At 44.0% G+C, this 21,011-nt stretch carries 13 protein-coding genes; 6 read left to right on the plus strand and 7 right to left on the minus strand.

Annotated features, from left to right (window positions below):
- Positions 1-44 precede the first annotated feature (44 nt).
- Positions 45-1,817, minus strand: coding sequence for an N-acetylglutaminylglutamine amidotransferase (locus tag DKT75_RS15290; protein WP_109824305.1), 1,773 nt, complete (start codon positions 1,815-1,817; stop codon positions 45-47).
- Between the two features lie 309 nt (positions 1,818-2,126).
- Here DKT75_RS15290 and DKT75_RS15295 point away from each other — a divergent pair, with 309 nt between their 5' ends.
- From DKT75_RS15295 to DKT75_RS15320, 6 genes are all read left to right on the plus strand, one after another.
- Positions 2,127-2,462 carry a hypothetical protein gene (locus tag DKT75_RS15295; RefSeq protein ID WP_109824306.1) on the plus strand — a complete coding sequence of 112 codons (336 nt, stop codon included), beginning with the start codon at positions 2,127-2,129 and terminating at the stop codon, positions 2,460-2,462.
- 377 nt (positions 2,463-2,839) lie between these two features.
- Complete coding sequence (locus DKT75_RS15300; RefSeq protein ID WP_109824307.1) at positions 2,840-4,330, plus strand: ATP-binding protein; 1,491 nt, start codon at positions 2,840-2,842, stop codon at positions 4,328-4,330.
- Positions 4,331-4,449: 119 nt separating this feature from the next.
- Entirely contained in the window at positions 4,450-5,037 is a 588-nt protein-coding gene (locus tag DKT75_RS15305; protein ID WP_109824308.1) for a superoxide dismutase, read from the plus strand.
- 163 nt (positions 5,038-5,200) lie between these two features.
- On the plus strand, positions 5,201-6,373 hold the full coding sequence (locus tag DKT75_RS15310; protein WP_211665453.1) for an aspartate aminotransferase family protein: 1,173 nt from the start codon (positions 5,201-5,203) through the stop codon (positions 6,371-6,373).
- 19 nt (positions 6,374-6,392) lie between these two features.
- Positions 6,393-7,316 (plus strand): ornithine carbamoyltransferase, encoded by a 924-nt coding sequence (argF, locus tag DKT75_RS15315; RefSeq protein ID WP_170310676.1) that lies wholly within the window; start codon positions 6,393-6,395, stop codon positions 7,314-7,316.
- Between the two features lie 63 nt (positions 7,317-7,379).
- Entirely contained in the window at positions 7,380-8,978 is a 1,599-nt protein-coding gene (locus DKT75_RS15320) for a peptide chain release factor 3 (protein WP_109824311.1), read from the plus strand.
- Between the two features lie 82 nt (positions 8,979-9,060).
- On the opposite strand, the gene DKT75_RS15325 is transcribed toward DKT75_RS15320, so the two are convergent.
- The 6 genes from DKT75_RS15325 to DKT75_RS22300 all read right to left on the minus strand — a co-directional run bounded on the left by DKT75_RS15325 (position 9,061) and on the right by DKT75_RS22300 (position 20,998).
- Positions 9,061-9,504, minus strand: coding sequence for a hypothetical protein (locus DKT75_RS15325; protein ID WP_109824312.1), 444 nt, complete (start codon positions 9,502-9,504; stop codon positions 9,061-9,063).
- Positions 9,501-11,936 carry a reprolysin-like metallopeptidase gene (locus DKT75_RS15330; RefSeq protein ID WP_109824313.1) on the minus strand — a complete coding sequence of 812 codons (2,436 nt, stop codon included), beginning with the start codon at positions 11,934-11,936 and terminating at the stop codon, positions 9,501-9,503. The genes DKT75_RS15325 and DKT75_RS15330 overlap by 4 nt, the downstream gene beginning before the upstream one ends.
- A 100-nt stretch (positions 11,937-12,036) precedes the next feature.
- Entirely contained in the window at positions 12,037-14,067 is a 2,031-nt protein-coding gene (locus DKT75_RS15335) for a reprolysin-like metallopeptidase (protein WP_158278888.1), read from the minus strand.
- Between the two features lie 229 nt (positions 14,068-14,296).
- Positions 14,297-15,433: a radical SAM family heme chaperone HemW gene (hemW, locus tag DKT75_RS15340; protein ID WP_109824315.1), complete on the minus strand. Its 1,137-nt coding sequence runs from the start codon at positions 15,431-15,433 to the stop codon at positions 14,297-14,299.
- On the minus strand, positions 15,430-16,215 hold the full coding sequence (gene rsmA, locus DKT75_RS15345) for a 16S rRNA (adenine(1518)-N(6)/adenine(1519)-N(6))-dimethyltransferase RsmA (protein ID WP_109824316.1): 786 nt from the start codon (positions 16,213-16,215) through the stop codon (positions 15,430-15,432). The genes hemW and rsmA overlap by 4 nt, the downstream gene beginning before the upstream one ends.
- A 67-nt stretch (positions 16,216-16,282) precedes the next feature.
- Positions 16,283-20,998 carry a thrombospondin type 3 repeat-containing protein gene (locus DKT75_RS22300; protein WP_109824317.1) on the minus strand — a complete coding sequence of 1,572 codons (4,716 nt, stop codon included), beginning with the start codon at positions 20,996-20,998 and terminating at the stop codon, positions 16,283-16,285.
- Positions 20,999-21,011: the final 13 nt, after the last annotated feature.

Below are 21,011 nucleotides of genomic sequence, written 5' to 3' on the forward strand. Positions count from 1 at the left end.
TTATAAAAAAGGGACTCTTAGGTCCCTTTTTTATTGTCTGTCATTTAGATATTGTGGGTTTGTAACCAGTGCTCTAGGAGCGTTAGGTGCCAGATTTTACTTCCCTGAATACGCGTTAGGTATTTGTCAGGCTTAGCCAGTAATTTGTCTACATAGCTGCGCTGGTACAAACCACGTTCGCGGCACTTCTGAGAGTTTAATGTATCTTGCATAAACTCCAAAAATTCACCACGCACAAACTTCAGAGCAGGGACGGGGAAGTAGCCTTTAGGGCGATCAATCACGCTGTCTGGAACCATGCCGCGAGAAATCTTCTTCAGCGCATACTTGCCACCATCACGAAGTTTAAGCTCTGGAGGCATCTTAGCTGCTAGTTCAACCAGTTCGTGGTCTAGGAACGGAACACGTGCTTCTAAGCCCCAAGCCATCGTCATATTATCGACACGCTTTACTGGGTCATCAACGATCAGTGTTGTTGTATCTGCACGTAGTACTTGGTCAATGTAAGTATCGGCATGAGGCGCTTCCAATAACCCTTTCATTAACTCAGAGGTGAAGTCTTTGCTGATGTACTCAGGCGTTAGCAACTCAATCATTTCATCGTGGTCACGATCGAAATAATAAGGTCTAAAACGCTCAAGTGCCGAGCCTTTTGCCTCATTCATTTGCGGATACCAGAAGTAACCACCAAACACTTCGTCAGCACCTTGACCTGACTGCACCACTTTTACGTGATCAGATACTTGTTCTGACAATAAGTAGAAGCCAATCGCATCTTGACCAAACATTGGCTCAGCCATATTGGCAATCGCTTCAGGAAGTCGCGTTAGCGTCTGCTCATTGGGAATGTGGAATTTGTGATGGTTCGTTTTAAAACGCTCAACGACCGCATCAGAAAACTCATATTCACTCCCTTTTTCTTCGGGTTGGTCGTCAAAACCGATAGTGAAAGTACGTATGTCTTCGATACCAATTTCATCTAGCAGTCCGACAAGCAAGCTAGAGTCAAGGCCGCCGGAAAGCAGCACACCGACAGGTACATCTGAGATATTATTACGACGCTTTACTGCGACGCGCAGTGCTTCGTGAATACGTTCAATCCACTCTTCTTCCGTAGCAGGCTCAGCAGGGCGGGTAGCATCTAGTTCCCAATAACGCTCAAGCGTTTGCTCACCTTTTTCGTTGATGGTGAGTGTGTGAGCGGGTTCTAGTTTACGGACACCGTTTAAAATTGTACGCGGTGCTGGTACTACGGCATGCAATGAAAACAGATTGTGTAAGGCAGCAGGGTCAAAACTAGTATCAATATCAGGCGTCGCTAAAAGCGCTGGCATGCTTGATGCGAAACGAAGACCTTGTTTATCTAGGGCATAGTAGAAAGGTTTGATACCCATACGGTCGCGCGCCATGAATAATGTCTTTTTCTTTAAGTCCCAGATGGCAAAAGCGAACATGCCCATAAAGCGTTTAACGCAGTCTTTACCCCATTGAGCGTAAGCTTTAAGGATGACTTCAGTGTCGCCAGTAGAAAAGAAAGTATGTCCTAGCGCTTTAAGTTGCTCACGAAGCTCTGGGTGATTATAAATTGTTCCATTAAAGACCAAGGAAAAACCTAGCTGTGGGTCAATCATTGGTTGATTGCCTCTTTCGCTAAGGTCCAAAATCGCAAGGCGACGATGACCAAATGCAATGGGGCCATCTGAGTAGCTTCCTGAGTTATCAGGGCCGCGCTTCTCGAGATTATCCATCATCGCATGAATGCTACTTAGCTGAGGCTGGCCGCCGTCAAGTCGATATTCGCCACAAATTCCACACATACTGAATACACTTAATTTAATTAATTAGACCCATCATTATGTCAGATAAAAAGATATTGAGTGGTGGAATAGCATGATCCCTAGGGTTAGCCATAAGTTGCTTAAATAGATGTCATAAATAACATATTAATCAATGACTTGTATTTTATTTAACTTGCGCTAAGCATTTTAGCTGTCTTATAATCATTGTAATGGTGTGATTTTGTATAAAATCTCATCTAACCCAAGTGCCCAAATGGATTGAGCGCTTACTGCGTATAGATACGCACCACTTATGATTTGAATAAGTGAACAAAAAAGGACTACGTTATGAAAGTACTTAGAGTATTGAAAGTCACTGGAACGGTCATGATTGCTGTTATCGCTTTGTATGTGACGAGTTTTACTTATGCCGTCTCATCCACTTCATCGAGTAAAATTAAAGATTTTCAGTTGGTACACTTTGACGGTGGTGAAGTGAGGCGTTCTCATGTTTCCATCGCTGTACGTCGCGGTTACCCTGGTGTAGTGCCGAAGATCACTAAACGTGCATCTGCAATGTACCCTAATTGCTACGATGTTAAATTCATCTTTAAGAATGAGCTACGACGTTTAACATTCAACTGCGGAAGCAGTAGTCAGCAGCTGACTATGTTGACACGTTAGAAAGAGCGCATGATTCGAAAGCCCGGTAAGTACTTAGGTATTTATCGGGCTTTTTTATGCGTGAAATAACGTCCCCTGAATAAAAAAGCATCATATACTCACTCTACGTTAAGCTTATTATGAATAGCGATTTCGATCCTAAGTGGTTGAATTATAAAGTTCGTATTCATTGAAAATAAAAAAATAATACAAGATTGATAAACACTAAAAAATAGTGATGTCATTTATAAGCTAACTATAAAGGGGATACTTCAAGCGTCGATCAGGGGTGATTTTTGACGCCAAGAAGTTCAATATAAAAGAGTCGTTTCTAGTATGTAATTATCACGGATTGGTAATCGTTAATGCTATTGCGGTGACAAGAAAAAATTATAATTATGGAACACGTAAATACAGTCGCTTCCGCTTCATTTTTTTCATATAGAAATTTAGGTATTAACTCTCTACGCGTACGACAAATGTTGAGTATGTTGGTGCTGGTAGCATTAGGAGTCTCACTATTAGGTGGTGGGTACTTGAGCATGCATAGCTCTCGTTTGATGAGCGACATGATGTTAAAGCAGCAAGGCGTAGCGTCTCAGTTGCTGGTCAACATACCTGCGTTTAGTGATGAGGCGATTATTACCGATCAGGATCGTAGCGAGTTGTTGCAGATTCTAAGTCAGCATAAATTTAGCGAAGGCTTTACTGATGACGGTATTAAAAATGAATATTACGCCTATCTTGAAAATCCTGAAACAGGTGTAGTCCGTTGGCAAAGTAAGTTTCCTTTTGAAGCAAAGGCTGACAGTAATAATGTGGCTTCGAAGCAGTTAATTAAGCCGTTTCATATCGCTGACGACCTTTCAGATAGACCCGTTTTAAAAGAACGCACACTCACTGCCTATAACGACCAGACTAAGCCGATACTCAACTTTATGGTTTATTCTCAGCACATGCGTGTGCAGGGGCAGGACCCTGTTCGACTAGTTATTGCCAAATCTGCGATTGATTTTACAAATGATTGGGATCACGTCCAGAAAAATATCATTGCTCTGTTTTTCTCAACCTTGGCGTTGGTGCTTATCTCTCAGCTGATTAGTAACTACTTCATCATTACACCGATTCGTGACTTTGAAGCGGAAGTGAAGAAAATTGAATCGGGCGCTCAAAAAGCGATTGAAAAAGCGTACCCCATTGAGTTGATGGAAGTTAAGAGTGCGATTAATACACTGATTAATGTCGAAAAGGGTCAGAAAAAACGTTATCGCGAATCCCTAGATAACTTGGCTCATAGCTTGAAAACACCATTAGCGGGCTTGCTTGCGAATGCGCAAACCAACTATGAAATGAAGTCAGATGACCATAATGACCTAGTGAATGAAATTAATCACATGTGCGACATCGTGGCTTACCAGTTAAAGCGTGCTGCGGTTAGAGCGCCAAACGCAATGGTAGAGCAACAGCAGTTACGACCAATTTTGTACCGTTTAAAAGGCTCTCTTGAGAAGGTTTATCACCAGAAGACGTTTGATATTAATATCAATGTCGATGAGCTAGATAAGGTCCGCCTAGAGAGTGATGACCTGATCGAGCTGTTTGGTAACTTGATGAATAACTCTTGCCGATTTTGTGATCGTGTGGTCGAGGTCAGCGCAAAAAGTGAAACGAACTTCCTTGTGGTTGATATTGATGACGATGGTATGGGCTTTGGTGTAGACAGTCCCTCAGAATTGTTAAAGCGTGGAATGCGTGACGACAGTAAAACAGAAGGGCAGGGAATCGGTTTGGCGATCAGTAATGAGATCGTAGAAGCGGCAGGTGGACGTATTGAGCTGAAAGTGTCGCCCCAGATAGGTGCACGTGTACGCTTGTATTTACCACACTAAGATTAAATAGCGGTACATTCGATTAATACTATTATAAAATGTTGGTTCTATTGCGTTGTTGTTGGGTCTTGATTACTCTACTCCAACACGAAATTTAATAACATTAGGAGCAACTAGCCATGGCACATACTTTGCCTGAATTACCGTACGCGAAGGACGCGCTTGAGCCACATATCTCTGCTGAGACATTTGAGTACCACCACGATAAGCACCACGCTGCTTACGTAACAAACTTGAACAATCTAGTTGTTGGTACTGAGTTTGAAGATAAGTCATTGGAAGAGATCGTTGCATCTGCTCCAGCTGGCGGCATCTTCAACAATGCAGCTCAAGTTTGGAACCACACGTTCTACTTCAACTGCATGGGTCCTGATGCTGGTGGCGAGCCTACTGGTGCTCTAGCTGACGCTATCGCTGCTAAGTTTGGTTCATTCGCTGAATTCAAAGAGAAGTTCTCAACGTCTGCTGTCACTAACTTCGGTTCTGGTTGGACTTGGTTAGTTAAGAACGCTGACGGCGAACTTGAAATCGTAAACACTGCAAACGCAGGTTGCCCACTAACTGTAGAAGGCCTAACGCCAATCCTAACGATTGATGTTTGGGAGCATGCTTATTACGTAGACAAGCGTAATGCTCGTCCTGCATACGTTGCATCTTTCTGGGAAGTGATCAACTGGAATTTCGTAGCAGGTAACTTCGCTGCGTAATTTATTGATTTGACCAGATAAAATTTATCTGGCAGTATCAATAGCTTGCTAAAAAAGGGTGACTTTCAGTCACCCTTTTTTATTTTGTTGCGTTAAATCCATTTAATCGTTTAGAAATTTGTAAATGAACGCTTTGGAGTGGAACACCAGTTAGGAGCCTTTGATGGACTCAATCATGACAACGTATGGTCGTTTGCCCGTTACTTTTAGACGAGGCGAGGGGTCATATTTGTATGATACTGAGGGAAAAAAGTATCTTGATGCGCTTTGCGGAATTGCCGTAACAAGCCTCGGACACGCTCACCCAAAAGTTGCAGAAGCAATTTCAAAACAGGCCAGTACGCTGGTTCATACTTCAAACCTTTATCATATTGAAAACCAAACTAAACTCGCTGATAAGCTTTGTCAGTTGTCTGGTATGAGTAATGTGTTTTTTGCAAATTCAGGGGCTGAAGCCAATGAAGCAGCAATTAAACTAGCGCGTTTATATGGTACGAATAAAGGGGTAGAAAACCCGCACATTGTTGTGATGAAAGGCAGCTTTCATGGCCGTACAATGGCGACACTATCTGCTACAGGTAATAAAAAAGTTCAAGAAGGCTTTGGTGCGTTATTGCCAGGCTTTACACGTGTACCTTATAACGACTTAGATGCGGTTAGACGCGTTGCTAAAAAGAATGAAGATATTGTCGCCATTCTTGTCGAACCTGTTCAAGGTGAAGGTGGCGTAATTATTCCAGAAGATGGCTACCTAAAAACACTGCGCGAAATCTGCGATAAGTGGGGTTGGTTGTTGATGGTTGATGAAGTACAAACGGGTATGTGCCGTACCGGTGAATGGTTTGGCTTCCAGCACAGTGGCATACAGCCAGATGTGATGACCTTGGCTAAGGCTTTAGGCAATGGTGTACCCATTGGGGCATGTCTTGCAGCAGAGTCTGTAAATGACGTATTAAGGCCGGGTACGCACGGTTCAACTTTTGGTGGTAACCCGCTTTCAACTAGCGCAGCGTTGGCTGTCGTTGAGACAATGGCAGCCGCTGATTCGAAAACTAATGCATCCGAAATGGGTGAGTATTTACATACCGAGCTAGCTACTGCGCTTGCAGAGGTTGACGGTGTGAAACTAATTCGTTCTAAAGGTTTAATGCTAGGCATTGTACTTGAGAAAGATTGTGGCGAGTTGGTTGCTCAAGCTCTGGAAGCAGGGCTTTTGATTAATGTGACGGCTGGAAACGTGGTGCGCTTATTGCCGCCATTGACCTTGAGTCAGCAAGAGGCTGACGAAATTATCCTCACATTGAAAACGCTGATCACAGCATTTCTTCAACAGTAATTACTAGAAATATATCATTATGTCCCAAGTAAGACATTTTTTGACTCTTATGGATTTTTCTCCAGCTGAGTTAACAGTATTGATCGATCGTGCCATTCAAATGAAACAAGAATGGAAGAGCGGTAATCTCACTCAACCGCTAAAGCAGCGCACCTTAGCGATGATTTTTGAAAAGTCATCGACACGTACTCGTGTTTCTTTTGAAACCGGTATCACGCAGTTAGGTGGACATGGTTTGTTCTTGTCGTCTCGTGACACTCAGTTGGGTCGTGGCGAGCCAGTTGAAGATAGCGCACGCGTTATTTCTCGCATGGTTGATATGGTGATGATCCGTACGTTTGATCATGCCATGGTGAAGGAATTTGCTGAAAATTCAAAAGTACCTGTTATCAATGCATTGACTGATGACTACCATCCTTGTCAGTTGTTGGCCGATGTGATGACGTATGTTGAGTACCGTGGCAGCATCGCAGGTAAGACGGTTACATGGGTCGGCGATGGTAATAATATGTGTCACTCGTGGATGAATGCGGCGCGTCAGTTTGGTTTTAAATTGAATATTGCATGTCCTGAAGGTTATGACCCAAGCCCTGAGTTAATGGCTGAAGTAGGTGATCATGCTGAAATCATTCGTGATGTGAAAGAGGCGTGCACTGACTCTGACCTTGTTTCTACTGATGTTTGGGCGAGTATGGGTCAAGAAGAAGAGCAAGCGCTACGTATGGCTGCGTTTAAAGACTATCAAGTCAATGCTGAAGTCATGTCTTGCGCTAAAAGTGATGCATTATTTATGCATTGTTTGCCAGCTCACCGTGAAGAAGAAGTGACAACAGAAGTGCTGGAAGGTCCTCAGAGCGTGGTATGGGATGAAGCTGAAAATCGTTTACATGCACAAAAAGCACTAATGGAAACATTGGCGGTCAATGCGGGTCTGATTAATTAGCTGGTCGAATGACTACCTGCTTATGAACCCCTTGCTACGACTAATAAATGGAAGCTGTATCTGATGTCAGATGTACTAATTGAAAAAGAAGCGAAGAAAAGACGTACCTTCGCAATAATCTCACACCCCGATGCGGGTAAGACTACAATGACAGAGAAGTTGCTGTTATTTGGTGGCGCTATTCAGTTAGCTGGCTCGGTAAAGGGACGTAAAGCAGCGCGTCATGCGACATCTGACTGGATGACGATGGAGAAGGAACGTGGTATCTCGGTGACGTCATCAGTGATGCAGTTCCCGTATAACGACCATATTGTTAACCTACTTGATACACCGGGTCATGAAGACTTCTCGGAAGATACTTATCGTACGCTGACCGCTGTTGACTCTGCGTTAATGGTTATCGATGTCGCGAAGGGTGTTGAGGAGAGAACGATTAAACTGATGGAAGTTTGTCGTTTACGTGATACGCCAATCATGACTTTTATCAACAAGTTAGACCGTGAGGGTCGTGACCCTATCGAGCTAATGGATGAAGTCGAGACTGTCTTGAAAATCCGTTGTGCGCCAATTACATGGCCTATCGGAATGGGTAAACGACTGAAGGGTGTTTACCATTTGTACAATGACAGCATCCATCTTTTTGATGCTCAGCATGCCGGAAAAGTACTTGAGGGTGAGATTATTAATGGCTTAGATAATCCTCGTTTAGATGAGTTATTAGGTGACCAGATTGAGGAGCTTCGTGAAGAGATTGAGCTGGTTCAAGGAGCGAGTAACGAGTTTGATAAAGAAGCGTATTTACGGGGTGAGTTAACGCCGGTGTTCTTTGGTTCTGCGGTGAATAACTTCGGTATCGCTGAGCTGTTGAATGACTTTGTAAAGTTTGCGCCTGGCCCTCTGCCACGTGCGACAACGACGCGTGAAGTCGGCGCGGATGAGAAAAAATTCACTGGTTTCGTATTCAAGATTCAAGCAAATATGGATCCTCAGCATCGTGACCGTATCGCATTTATGCGTATTTGTTCGGGTGTGTTTAAGAAAGGTATGAAGCTGCGTCAGGTTCGTACCGGAAAAGATATTAAAATCCCGGATGCTTTGACCTTTATGGCTTCTGAGCGTGGTCATGTTGATGATGCGTTCCCAGGGGATATTATTGGTGTGCATAACCACGGTAGCATTCGAATTGGTGACACGTTCACACAAGGTGAAGAGCTTTATTTTACAGGTATTCCAAACTTTGCACCTGAGCTATTCCGTCGTGCGCAGTTGCGTGACCCACTAAAAATGAAGCAGCTGCAAAAAGGTCTGAGTCAGCTTTGTGAAGAGGGCGCAACTCAGTTATTTAAGCCTATGGTTAATAATGATTTGGTATTGGGTGCGGTTGGTATTCTACAGTTTGAAGTAGTCGCGCAGCGTCTGAAGGATGAGTACAACGTTGACTGTAGTTTTGAAACGGTCAATGTACAGACGGCTCGTTGGATTGCTTGTGATGATGAGAAGATGATGACTCAATTCAAGACTAAGGCTATTGCTAACCTTTCGTATGACCATGCGGGAGAGTTGGTTTATATTGCGCCTTCACGTGTCAATTTGCAGATGGCGATTGAGCGTTGGCCTGATATTAAATTCCAAAGTACGCGCGAGCACGGTATTTACGAGTAAGTTATATTGCTTGGAATTGAGATACCAAAAAGGCGCTTAGTGTTAAACTAAGCGCCTTTTTTTATGAGCTAAGTAGTTATCTTTATAGACAAACCGCTAGCATATTACTGTTATAGGTTTTAGCAAAAGCACGAATCGCTATACGATATTTCATATGGTTTTCACCGTAGATCACATCGCCTAAACCATCAATGGTGTTTAGTTTGCAGCGTTGACTGGCTTGTTGCTCCGAGGTCAGTCCCGGTACTTTTAATCCACCACGACCACTATAATACCCAAGTACATTGGGGGTGCCATTTCTTATGGCTTGCTGTGCTTCAGTGTTCGGATTTCTATTTTCAAGTGCCTGCAACAGCTCAGCAAACTGTTGATCTTTGCTCTCTGTGTTGCTGAGCGCTTTGGGCTGTAAACTGCCCGCTGGATCCGGAGCGCTTCTCTTGATTGGCTTTGATGTATCAGGCCCAGCGTTGCAGCCCTGAATCAATAAAGCACTGAGTAACAAGCCAATAGTTAAAGACAGTTTCATGACTTAATTCCTTTGTAAGTTCTTCTTGTGAAGGCTAAGAAAACTAAGCCTAACATAGAGAATATTCCAAAAGAACCTCCGCCAGAGCTACTAGCTACCGCGTTTTCAGAAGATACAACGGATGTGTTAGCTACAGGGTTAGCCGCAATTTGGTCATCATCGACTATTGTGCCTTCGCCGACTAGTACATCTTCACCTGAAATAAACTGAGCATTACTTGGTTTGTTAATGGTTAAAAGAAGTATCTGGTCACTTTCACTTAAAGTGTCTCCTGCAACAGCGGCATGTATGATTGCTGATCGGTCTCCTTTAATAATAATGGCTTGACCTCTTTGAATGACAGCGTTGGTTGCTTCATCAGTAATCGTATAATCGATTGCCATTGTTTCAGTAGCATCTGATGAAAGAGATAGTATGAAGCTAATGTTTTGAGCACCATTATCACCTTCATTTATAGTAGGTGAATTGACACTTAGTACAGGGCTACCACCTAATACACTTACTTTTCCTTGAGACAAGGCAAAGAAGATATTGTTTCTACAGGCAACCTGTAACTTGGCGTTATCAAGTGTAAATATATCATTCGGGATAGTGACAGATTGATTGCCATCGTTGACTGTGTTCTCAAGAAGCGCAATCTGATTGCCTGAGTCTTCAAGTAAATTAATGTCTACTACACTGCAATTGATAGGCGCAGCGTCCGTAGCAGCAATATCCCAGCTTACTTGTATCGTCTGGTTAGCTGATAATGAAGTTTCATCTGTTTGGCTAGTAACGGCAAAGTTTTCACCCGTATTGACCACACTGATACTCATCGTATCTTGATTGGTCGCACCGTTATTATCTCTCGCTAATAGTACAAAGTTTAAGCTTCGTGTAGTAGTAGGTAAAAGCTCTCCGATCGTCGTTTGGTTATCTATTTGGTCACTTAAACGTGGAAAGAAGCGTGTTGCTTCAGTTGTTGGTGGCCACATTCGGAATAAAGGATTGTTTCCTAGGTCGTTATAAAGTCCGCCAACGTCACCGGTATCTATTTGTTCCCATGAGTGGCTAACAATATCGCCGTCACTATCGCTACTGCTGCCAGCTAGTGCAAAAGGTGTTCCTGCTGGAATGGTATGATTATTACCCGCATCGACAGTTGGTGAGTTATTAGTCGTAACAGTGGTTGTTCCACAGCTTGAGCCACTACCTTCGCGAGTAAAGGTCTTGATTTCATTGATACTGACTGAGTGAAAGAATGCATCACTATTAGACTGTAAATTATCAGAGCCACAAATACCTGCATAACCCATGATGCTGTTACCGCTACCTGGTTCTACAGCGGTATCGCTTTCTCGGTTGCCTCCGCTACAGTTAAGTTGGAAACCATTAAATGTATGTGATGCCCCGATTTGATGACCAATTTCATGGGCAACATAGTCCACGTTAAATGCATCATTACGTGGTGAGTTTGAGCCTGTTACACCGCCTGCTTTAAATGTACCGCATGCTGAATTAAGAAAGGCTAAGCCACCGGTGTTCCCCGAACCAAATACATGGCCAATATCATAATTGTTAACGCCAATAATCGCGTTGGTATTAACAACATTTTCATCAACCATCGCGGTTGCATCTTCATTACTGTACGGGTCGCTATTGGGAGATGTATAGATGATGTCGTTATTGTTACCCACGACTTCTAGTAAAATACCTAGGTCTCGCTCAAAAATTTGATTTACCCTGCTAATGGTCGTGTTGATCCCTGCCATTGCATTTTCTTTTGTTCCCCCATATATCTGCGTGTACTCACCCGTTGCTGCAATCGCGATGCGATAAGTAATCAAAGGATCAGCCACTGTTCCAATAGATCTTTCTATTGCTTCAGCCGAAGAAAAAGAAGGTTTGAAGGCTGCCGAAAAAGGGGATTCAAACTCTGATGAATGATCATGCAGTTCGCAGCTAAAAGTAGTGTCGCTGTTTCCTGAGCTGTTTCGATGGCTCAAGGCAGTATAGGTACTATTATCATTGTTGCTATCAGGGTCGATAAAAATTCTATCGCCATCCGCTGTTTGGATGAATCCATGAAAGCCATTAGGACCTATATCAATACTTCCAGTTACATTTGGATTGTTAGGGTCATACACTCGCCACGTTTTGATTTGTGGAAATTTAGCCGCAAGCTCAGGTGCCATGATGCTGCTAGGTTCAGCACGAAGCATCAAAGAACTGCCGTCGGGCATAGGGAACTCTAAAAGTGTGTTACTTGATTCTGAAAGTTGTAGCGCAAGACTTTCATAGTTCAGTGTTAACTTTCGAGAAGTATGTATAGAGTCGACTGTTATTTGGTTGCTTCTAGATTGATAGTCAGGGGAAATATCAGTCCAAAGTGACTCTCCGGCGATCAGAGTCTGCGAAACAAACAAGCAGGGTAGCAAGAGTATTTTACGCATAAGTAATGTGCTTATTTTAATTTTTATCGGGGGTTTCTTATTCTTAAATAACACCCTATCACACGTAAACTGAACCAAAACTAAATAAAGAATGAACGGTTTATTTTGTAAAGTATTGTTTCCTAAGTAAAAACAATAACAATGTCGTAAAAGCAAACAAAGGAGGTGTGCTCCCGCCGCCACTAGCAGACGAAGGGTTGTTGGTAGTAGCTGTATTTGTGCTTCGTGTATTTATCTCGACCAATGAGGCATCTGAGTTTAGTGAAAATGCACTGGCGGATAGGCTGAAAAAAACATTATCGCTACAGCTGAGTTTGAAGCGACCAGATGAGCTATTTGGGATTTCACTGGGGATGTAAACGCTAGCTACGCCATTATTGGGGATTGAATCTGCTATTAAATAATCAAAATTCCCACCGTTATCTGTCGATAAATTTAGGTCTACGGTCGCACAATTAATGGGTGAATCTTGGGTGTTGGCTGACTCCCAGTAAATAGTCGATTGTGCACCTGTCGCATAAGCTTCTGCGTGATTTTCTAAGGTAAACGTTTTACCCGTATTGACGATATTTAGCTGGACTTGATCCATACTTGGTGAATTATAGCTGTCATATACAGATACTTGGAAATTCAGCTTTCGGTCGGTTGAAGGTAATGTTTCACCTGCTAAAGCAGTTCCTCCCAATAGCGTTGTTAGTGCTGGAAAGCTGCGGCTTGCTTTGGCGGTTGCAGGTAGTACCCGAAATAGTGGATTGTCACCTGTATCAAGGTCAATGGATGAGCTGCTTCCCGCATCTAATTGATCCCAACTATAGAGTAGTGAGTCATCGTCAATATCACTAGCGGTTGCCGTCAATTCAAAGGGTGTATTGGCAGGAATTGAATGACTAGTGCCAGCGAAAACAACGGGTGCTAGGTTGTCGTGACTGACATGGACACCACAGGCATTAGCAGCACCGGTAGTAATGTTTTGTCTAATCTGTTGAATGTTACCACTGTGAAACATGGAATCAGCAAAGGCTTGTACATCGTCAGTGCCACAACCACCCGCATAAGACATGATGGTTGAGCCGCTGCCTGGTTCAAAAGCAGTACTCGCAGTACGTGCGCCCGATGTGCAAATACCTTGGTCTGCGTTGAATGTGTGAGTTGCACCTAATTGGTGGCCAAGCTCATGAGCGACAAAGTCGATATTAAAAAACTCACCATAAGGTCGGCTAATACCCGATGCGCCTTTTGCTTTACTTGACTCGTTACATAGGCTGCTTATGTAAGCTAAACCGCCGCCTGAAGTGCCGAATACATGGCCAATATCATAGTTGTCACTTCCGATGACTTGGTCGATATTGATTTGGTTTTCGTTGAGAAGGTCTTCAATTTGGTAGTTTGTGTAAGGGTCAGTTGAGGTATTAGTGTAAATAAGTAAGTCATTATTTTCGACTAACTTAAATCTAACGCCGAGACTGTGCTCATACACATTATTCACGCGACTCAGTGACGTTACAATTGCGCTTAATGCATCTTCAACAGTACCGCCTTGAGCTTGCGTGTATTCAGCGGTTGCTGCCACCGCTATCTTGTACTCGACTATACCACCTGAACTACTCCGAGCAGCGATGAATGAACGTGCTTGAATGGGTGAAAAGCTGGCGTGGTCGTGAGCTTCAGGGGTGCTGCATTGATAAGGCTGGTCATTAAATAAGTCTGCTTTTGCATAACTAACATACTGACCTAGATTACCTTGTTCTTCTGGGTCGACAAGTAGTGTCTGGCCATCTCGAGTGTGTAGTAATGCATGAAAGCCATGACTAGTAAAATCAACACGGCCAGAAACAATAAGGCCGACAGGCTGAGTTACTTTATAGGTTTGGATAGACGGATAGGCAGATGATAATTGTGTAGGTAGTAAGTCTGTTTTCTCTAGCGCTACAGTGACATTACTTCCGTCTGGTAAAGGTACTTCGACAGATAAAGTATTGATACTGCGTGCTTGGATATTATCGCCAGACGTTGTTTGTAATAACAAAGCAGCCATGGCTTCATGGTCTAATGTTAATGAGCGAGTTTTACCAATTTGTTCAACCACCTCTAGCGATCTCGCTGCTAGAGAGCTTGATTGATCCTGCCACATGGAGTCTGCGAAGCTGCTATTAGTGCAGATGCAAAATCCTAATGCAGTCACTAGCCTGAAATACGTCCTTGTTATACCCATCTCCACTACCAGAATCCTTGGTTAAGTTGAGGTTAACCTTAGGTAGATTGGTATGTCAGGGATAGGATGTAACTGCTAGGTGGTGTTTTTTATCAGTTTAAAATTAGTGGTTTAGGCTCTATCTGCCGTATTTTACCGTTGGTCGTACTTATAAAAATAACGTAAGGGTATTGTCTAAAAAGCGCCAGCCTTGCTCAGTACAGCTAATGTTTTGACCATCTAAATGTATCAAGTTAGAGCGCTGTGCATCATCAAGAGTTGCTTGAATACTGCTTAATGGTTGACCTGTTCTTTGTTCATAAAAGTCTGAATTAACACCTGTTTTTAGACGTAATGCATTAAGCATAAATTCAAAAGGTAAGTCATTAACGTTTAGATCTGTTGTTGATGAATAAAACAGATTTTTCTCAGCCTGATCTAAATACTGCTTCGGTTGACGGAATTTTGTCGTCCGAGTGATAGTGCCTTGAGCGTTGGTTATTTTGCCGTGAGCGCCTGCGCCAATCCCAATATAATCACCAAACTCCCAGTAGTTTCTGTTGTGCTGACACTGCTTGCCTGTCCGTGAATATGCTGACACTTCATACTGCTGATATTGCTCAGCACTTAGGAGTTGTTGTCCTGCTTGTTGCATATCCCACAAGGCTTCATGGTCTGGCAGTTTCTTGGGTGGCTGATTGTGAAATAGGGTGTTTGGCTCAAGCGTGAGCTGATACCACGACAAGTGTGTCGGGTTGCAGTCGATCGCTTGTTGTAAGTCACTCAGCGCATCCTCGGTACTTTGCTCTGGCAGTCCAAACATTAAGTCGAGGTTGAAATTGTCAAAGCCTGCTTGTCTGGCAATATCCGCTGCAACCAGTGCCTCATCGCCATCATGTATACGACCTAGCGCCTTCAAGTGTGATGAGTTAAAGCTTTGAATGCCGATTGATAAACGATTGATGCCGGCTTTACGAAAGTCAGTAAACCGTTGTTGTTCAAAGGTGCCCGGGTTTGCTTCCAAGGTGATTTCAGTATCGTCCGCTAGCGGGGAGATCTTGTTTATACCTTGTAATAGCTGGTCGATTGACTCTGCGGTAAACAAACTTGGTGTACCACCACCGATAAAAATAGTCGAAATAGGTCGTCCATTCGCTAGTTTAATATCGGCTTCGAAGTCTTTTAGCAGTGCTTCTATATAGGCTTTCTCTGGTAGAGCCTCAGGCGCTTGGTGCGAATTAAAGTCACAGTACGGGCACTTACGCACACACCAAGGGATATGAATATAGAGGCTTAGAGGTATCATTCTGCTAACTGGTTGACCTTGTTACTGATGTTGACGAACTGCTCAACACTGAGTGTTTCAGCGCGGGCCGTTGGGTCGATACCAAGTTCAATTAAATACTCAGCATCAATCACTTTTTTAAGGGTGTTGCGGAGTGTTTTACGACGTTGAGAGAATGCTTGTCGTACTACGTCTGCAAAGACTTTTTCGTCATCTGCAACAAAAGGCTTTTTGTCCCAAGGAATGATACGAACCACTGCAGAGTCTACTCTTGGCGGCGGGCTGAATGACTCTGGGCCAACAAAGAATAAGTATTCCGTCTGGCATTGATATTGAACCATGACCGATAAGCGACCAAAACTCTTACCACCTGGCTCTGAGGTTATGCGGTCAACGACTTCTTTTTGCAGCATGAAGTGCATGTCTTTAATGCACGGTGCAGCGTCAAGAAGGTGGAAAATTAGGGGAGTAGAGATGTTGTAAGGCAGGTTACCCACGACGCGTAGTGGACGTGTGACATCAATAATTTCACTGAAGTTGACACGTAGTGCATCGACATTGTGAATCGTGATTTTATCGCCACCTAGGTGTGTCAGGTGAGTAATTACATCACGGTCTATTTCGATAACTTGTAGGTGATCTACAAGCGGTAAAATTGGTTTGGTCATCGCGCCTAAGCCGGGACCAATTTCAAGCATTTGGTCGTCTTTTTTAGGGGCGATATTATTAACGAGTAAGTTGATGATGTAAGCGTCTGTCAGGAAGTGTTGTCCGAAGCGCTTCTTAGCTAGATGTTTTGCCATATTTTCATGTTGCACAAATAAAGAAGCCTCCCCCGTTAGGGAGAGGCCGCTTAGGGTTAGCGATTATTTATCGCAAAATTTTCAACTCAACGCGACGGTTTTCTGCGCGACCTGCTGCTGTCGTATTGACTGCAATAGGTGTTACTTCTCCGTAGCCTTTCGCCGTTAGGTTGCTTGCGTTTACGTTTTTGCTGATTAGGTATGTACGTACAGATTCAGCGCGACGTTGTGACAAACGTTGGTTAGATGCTGCTCCACCAGCACTATCAGTATGACCTGCTACTTCGATTTTTAGCTCTGGGAAGCGGTTAAGCTTCGTTGCAGCTTCATCAAGGATAGGCAGTGACTGATTCGTTAACTGAGCAGAACCACTTCTAAAGTTCACACCTTCAAGTGTGATGTTCTGAATCTCAGCACAACCAACTTCGTTTACGACATTACCCAAGGCAGTTGCTGGACATAAGTCACTCTTGTCACTTACACCATCATTATCTGCATCTGGATCGCCACAACCTTTCACGTCAACCTTCTGACCTGCAGGAGAGCTTGGGCAGCTGTCTAGTCTGTCAGCAACACCATCAGCGTCACTGTCAGGCTCACAACCTTTGTCGTTCACGCTACGGCCTTCGTCAGTCGATAGGCAGCTGTCTAGTCTGTCGACTACACCATCGTTGTCAGTATCAAACTCACAACCAGTGTCATAGACTGCTGCGCCAGCAAATGTACCAGGACATTTATCGGCACTATCTTTTACGCCGTCATCATCACTATCAACTTCACAGCCTTTAGCATTGACGCTTGAGCCTGCAGGAGAAGTGGGGCATTCGTCAGCGCTATCTTTCACGCCATCGTTGTCCGTATCAACTTCACAACCTTTGCTATCTACCGTTGCGCCTTCAGCTGTGTCAAGACATGAGTCCTTACTATTAACAACAAGGTCTTTGTCATCATCTAGCTCACAACCGCTAGCATTAACAGAAGCACCTGCCGGCGTTGTTAGACAAGCATCAGATCCGTTAACAACACCATCAGCATCGTCATCTAACTGACAACCTTTGTCATTAACTGTCACGCCTTCAGGAGAAGTAGGACATTCGTCAGCGCTATCTTTCACGCCATCTTTGTCTGTATCCACTTCACAACCTTTGAAGTCAACATCTACGCCTGCTGGAGTAGTTAGGCAAGAGTCAGAGCCGTTAACAACACCATCAGCGTCGTCATCTAACTGACAACCTTTGTCATTGACTGTAACGCCTTCAGGAGAAGTAGGACATTCGTCAGCGCTATCTTTCACGCCATCTTTGTCTGTATCAACTTCACAGCCTTTACTGTCAACTGTTGCGCCTTCAGCAGTTGCAGGGCATTGGTCAGCACTGTCTTTAACACCGTCTTTATCTGTGTCTAATTCACAACCAGTTGCATCAACAGAAGCACCCGCTGTCGTTGTTAGACAAGAGTCAGAACCATTAACAACACCATCAACGTCATCATCTAACTGACAACCTTTGTCATTAACAGTAACGCCTTCAGGAGAAGTAGGACATTCGTCAGCGCTATCTTTCACGCCATCTTTGTCTGTATCAACTTCACAGCCTTTACTGTCAACCGTAGCACCTTCAACCGTAGTAGGGCATTCATCGCTACTATCTAGGATAAGGTCTTTATCACCGTCGCCTTCACAACCTTTAGCGTCAACTTTCGCGCCTGAAACAGTTGTAGGGCATTGGTCAGCACTGTCTTTAACACCGTCTTTATCTGTGTCTAATTCACAACCAGTTGTATCAACAGAAGCACCCGCTGTCGTTGTTAGACAAGAGTCAGAGCCATTAACAACACCATCAGCGTCATCATCTAACTGACAACCTTTGTCATTAACCGTCACGCCTTCAGGAGAAGTAGGACATTCGTCAGCGCTATCTTTCACGCCATCTTTGTCTGTATCAACTTCACAGCCTTTACTGTCAACGGTAGCGCCTTCAACAGTAGTAGGACACTCATCACGACTATCTAAGATGAAGTCTTTATCACCGTCGCCTTCACAACCTTTAGCGTCAACTTTCGCGCCCTCAGCAGTTTCAGGACATTGGTCAGCACTGTCTTTCACGCTGTCTTTATCAGTATCTAACTCACAACCAGTTGCATCAACAGAAGCACCTGCTGGAGTCGTTAGGCAAGAGTCAGAGCCGTTAACAATACCATCAGCGTCATCATCTAACTGACAACCTTTGTCGTTAACCGTCACGCCTTCAGGAGAAGTAGGACATTCGTCAGCGCTATCTTTCACGCCATCTTTGTCTGTATCCACTTCACAACCTTTGAAGTCAACATCTACGCCTGCTGGAGTCGTTAGGCAAGAGTCAGAGCCGTTAACAACACCATCAGCGTCATCATCTAACTGGCAACCTTTGTCGTTAACTGTAACGCCTTCAGGAGAAGTAGGGCATTCGTCAGCGCTATCTTTCACGCCATCTTTGTCGGTATCAACTTCACAGCCTTTACTATCAATCGTTGCGCCTTCAACAGTAGCAGGACATTCATCACGACTATCTAGGATGAAGTCTTTATCACTGTCGCCTTCACAACCTTTAGCGTCAACTTTCGCGCCTTCAGCAGTTTCAGGGCATTGGTCAGCGCTGTCGATAACAGTGTCTTTATCTGTATCTAGTTCACAACCTGTTGCATCAACGACTGCCTCAGCAACTGATGTTGGGCAAGAGTCAGATTCATTAACAACACCGTCAGCATCATCATCTAACTGACAGCCTTTGTCGTTAACCGTCACGCCTTCAGGAGAAGCAGGACATTCGTCAGCGCTATCTTTCACGCCATCTTTGTCTGAATCAACTTCACAACCTTTGAAGTCAACATCAATGCCTTCTGGAGTCGTTGGACAATTGTCAGCGCTATCTTTCACGCCATCTTTGTCTGAATCAACTTCACAGCCTTTGAAGTCAACATCAATGCCTTCTGGAGTCGTTGGACAATTGTCAGCGCTATCTTTCACGCCATCTTTGTCTGAATCAACTTCACAGCCTTTGAAGTCAACATCAACGCCTTCTGGAGTCGTTGGACAGTTATCAACGCTATCTTTCACGCCGTCTTTGTCAGAATCAACTTCACAGCCTTTGAAGTCAACATCAACGCCTTCTGGAGTTGTTGGACAGTTGTCAGCGCTATCTTTCACGCCATCCTTATCTGTATCAACTTCACAACCTTTAGCATCAATTGTTGCACCAGCTACTGTATCTGGGCAGCTGTCGATACTGTTACGGATGTAGTCTTTGTCATCATCAAGCTCACAACCTAGTGAGTTAACTTTGGCACCTTCTACAGTCGTAGGGCATGTATCTGCACTATCTACTACGTCATCAGCGTCAGTATCTAGTTCACAACCCATTGCATTAACGCTAATGCCGAATGCTGTTTCAGAGCACTGATCTTTACTGTCAACAACCGTGTCACCGTCAGAGTCAATCTCGCAACCTGTAATACTAATGGTTACGCCAGCCGGTGTAGCAGGGCATTGGTCTTTACTGTCTAGTACGCCATCAGCGTCAGTATCAACTTCACAACCTACTGTATTTACTGAAATACCTTCTTCTGTACCTGGGCACTGATCAGAGCCGTCTAAAATGCCATCTTTATCAGAATCGATTTGGCAACCTTTCGCATCAACCGGTAAGCCTGCTGGTGTTACAGGGCAACGATCTAATCGATCTGCTACGCCATCAGCATCAGTATCAATTTCACAGCCAGTTTCGTTAACCGCTGCGCCTGCTAGTGTAGTAGGGCATTGGTCTTTACTGTCTAGTACACCGTCAGCATCGGTATCAACTTCACAACCGTCTGCATTAACTGTTAGGCCAGTTGGTGTTGATGGGCAACGATCTAGTAGCTCAATAACACCATCTTTATCTGTATCTAAGTCACAACCTTGGCTATCAACGATTGTGCCGAGCTTAGTTGCTGGACAACGATCTGAAGGGTTAAGTACGCCATCTACATCGCCATCAGCTGTTGCTTCGGCTAGTGCTAGCTGAAGCTTTTCATTGTCACTCAGTAAACCATTCTTTTCTTGAGTAGCCGCTTGTTCAAAGGTAGCAAACTGTTGAGTCATGTTGCCGCTTAGGCCACTCAATGTTTTTTCTAGGTCTTTGTTTTGCGACGCAAGTTGCGCTGCCATGCCACCGGTTAAGCCAGATAGCTTTTCTTGCAGGCCTTGGTTTTGGCTAGTCAGCTGTGAGGTCAGTGCGTTAGTCATTGCATCTAAACTAGCGAATTGCTTCTCTAGTTGACCAATGCGTGACAGTAAACGTGCACGTTCCTTCATTAGTTCCGCTACTTTCTGCTTATCATCAGCAGAAGTTTGTGCGGCTATATTCTCGATATCTGCCAGTTCAGCACGTAGCGCATTGATCTGCTCTAGGTCTTCTTCTGGTAGCGGAATATCAACAATGTAGAAAGGTGCTGGTGGCATGCTCATCAATGTTGATGGCGCATACTTTGGCAAACTTTCAGGTGGGATATTAAGAAGAGCATCCGGAACAATGGGCATGAATTGTTGCATTGGTAAGAAACCAAAATTCATTCCCATTGATGGATCTAGTGTCACAGCGTCGGGCATGACTGACGGCATCATTGTTGTCGTCGGTGCAGTTGTGCTGTGTATTTCGCTAGCGTTTACTTGAGTCGTACCTGTTGCATTTACCTGATCAGCAAATGCGGGCAACGACCCATATATGAGTAAACTAGCGAAAATCAGAGGTCTTATGGTGCTATGCATCGTTCTAATATCT

This window comes from Leucothrix arctica, from assembly GCF_003172895.1.
In the GTDB taxonomy this organism is placed as follows: Bacteria; Pseudomonadota; Gammaproteobacteria; order Thiotrichales; family Thiotrichaceae; genus Leucothrix; species Leucothrix arctica.

Bases quoted from the DNA above. Each gene is read 5' to 3' on its own strand.
- rsmA (WP_109824316.1), bottom strand. From the start codon at position 16,215: ATGGCAAAACATCTAGCTAAGAAGCGCTTCGGACAACACTTCCTGACA.
- DKT75_RS15295 (WP_109824306.1), top strand. From the start codon at position 2,127: ATGAAAGTACTTAGAGTATTGAAAGTCACTGGAACGGTCATGATTGCT.
- argF (WP_170310676.1), top strand. From the start codon at position 6,393: ATGTCCCAAGTAAGACATTTTTTGACTCTTATGGATTTTTCTCCAGCT.
- DKT75_RS15325 (WP_109824312.1), bottom strand. From the start codon at position 9,504: ATGAAACTGTCTTTAACTATTGGCTTGTTACTCAGTGCTTTATTGATT.
- DKT75_RS15305 (WP_109824308.1), top strand. From the start codon at position 4,450: ATGGCACATACTTTGCCTGAATTACCGTACGCGAAGGACGCGCTTGAG.
- DKT75_RS15310 (WP_211665453.1), top strand. From the start codon at position 5,201: ATGGACTCAATCATGACAACGTATGGTCGTTTGCCCGTTACTTTTAGA.
- hemW (WP_109824315.1), bottom strand. From the start codon at position 15,433: ATGATACCTCTAAGCCTCTATATTCATATCCCTTGGTGTGTGCGTAAG.
- DKT75_RS15335 (WP_158278888.1), bottom strand. From the start codon at position 14,067: ATGTGGCAGGATCAATCAAGCTCTCTAGCAGCGAGATCGCTAGAGGTG.
- DKT75_RS15300 (WP_109824307.1), top strand. From the start codon at position 2,840: ATGGAACACGTAAATACAGTCGCTTCCGCTTCATTTTTTTCATATAGA.
- DKT75_RS22300 (WP_109824317.1), bottom strand. From the start codon at position 20,998: ATGCATAGCACCATAAGACCTCTGATTTTCGCTAGTTTACTCATATAT.
- DKT75_RS15320 (WP_109824311.1), top strand. From the start codon at position 7,380: ATGTCAGATGTACTAATTGAAAAAGAAGCGAAGAAAAGACGTACCTTC.
- DKT75_RS15290 (WP_109824305.1), bottom strand. From the start codon at position 1,817: ATGTGTGGAATTTGTGGCGAATATCGACTTGACGGCGGCCAGCCTCAG.
- DKT75_RS15330 (WP_109824313.1), bottom strand. From the start codon at position 11,936: ATGCGTAAAATACTCTTGCTACCCTGCTTGTTTGTTTCGCAGACTCTG.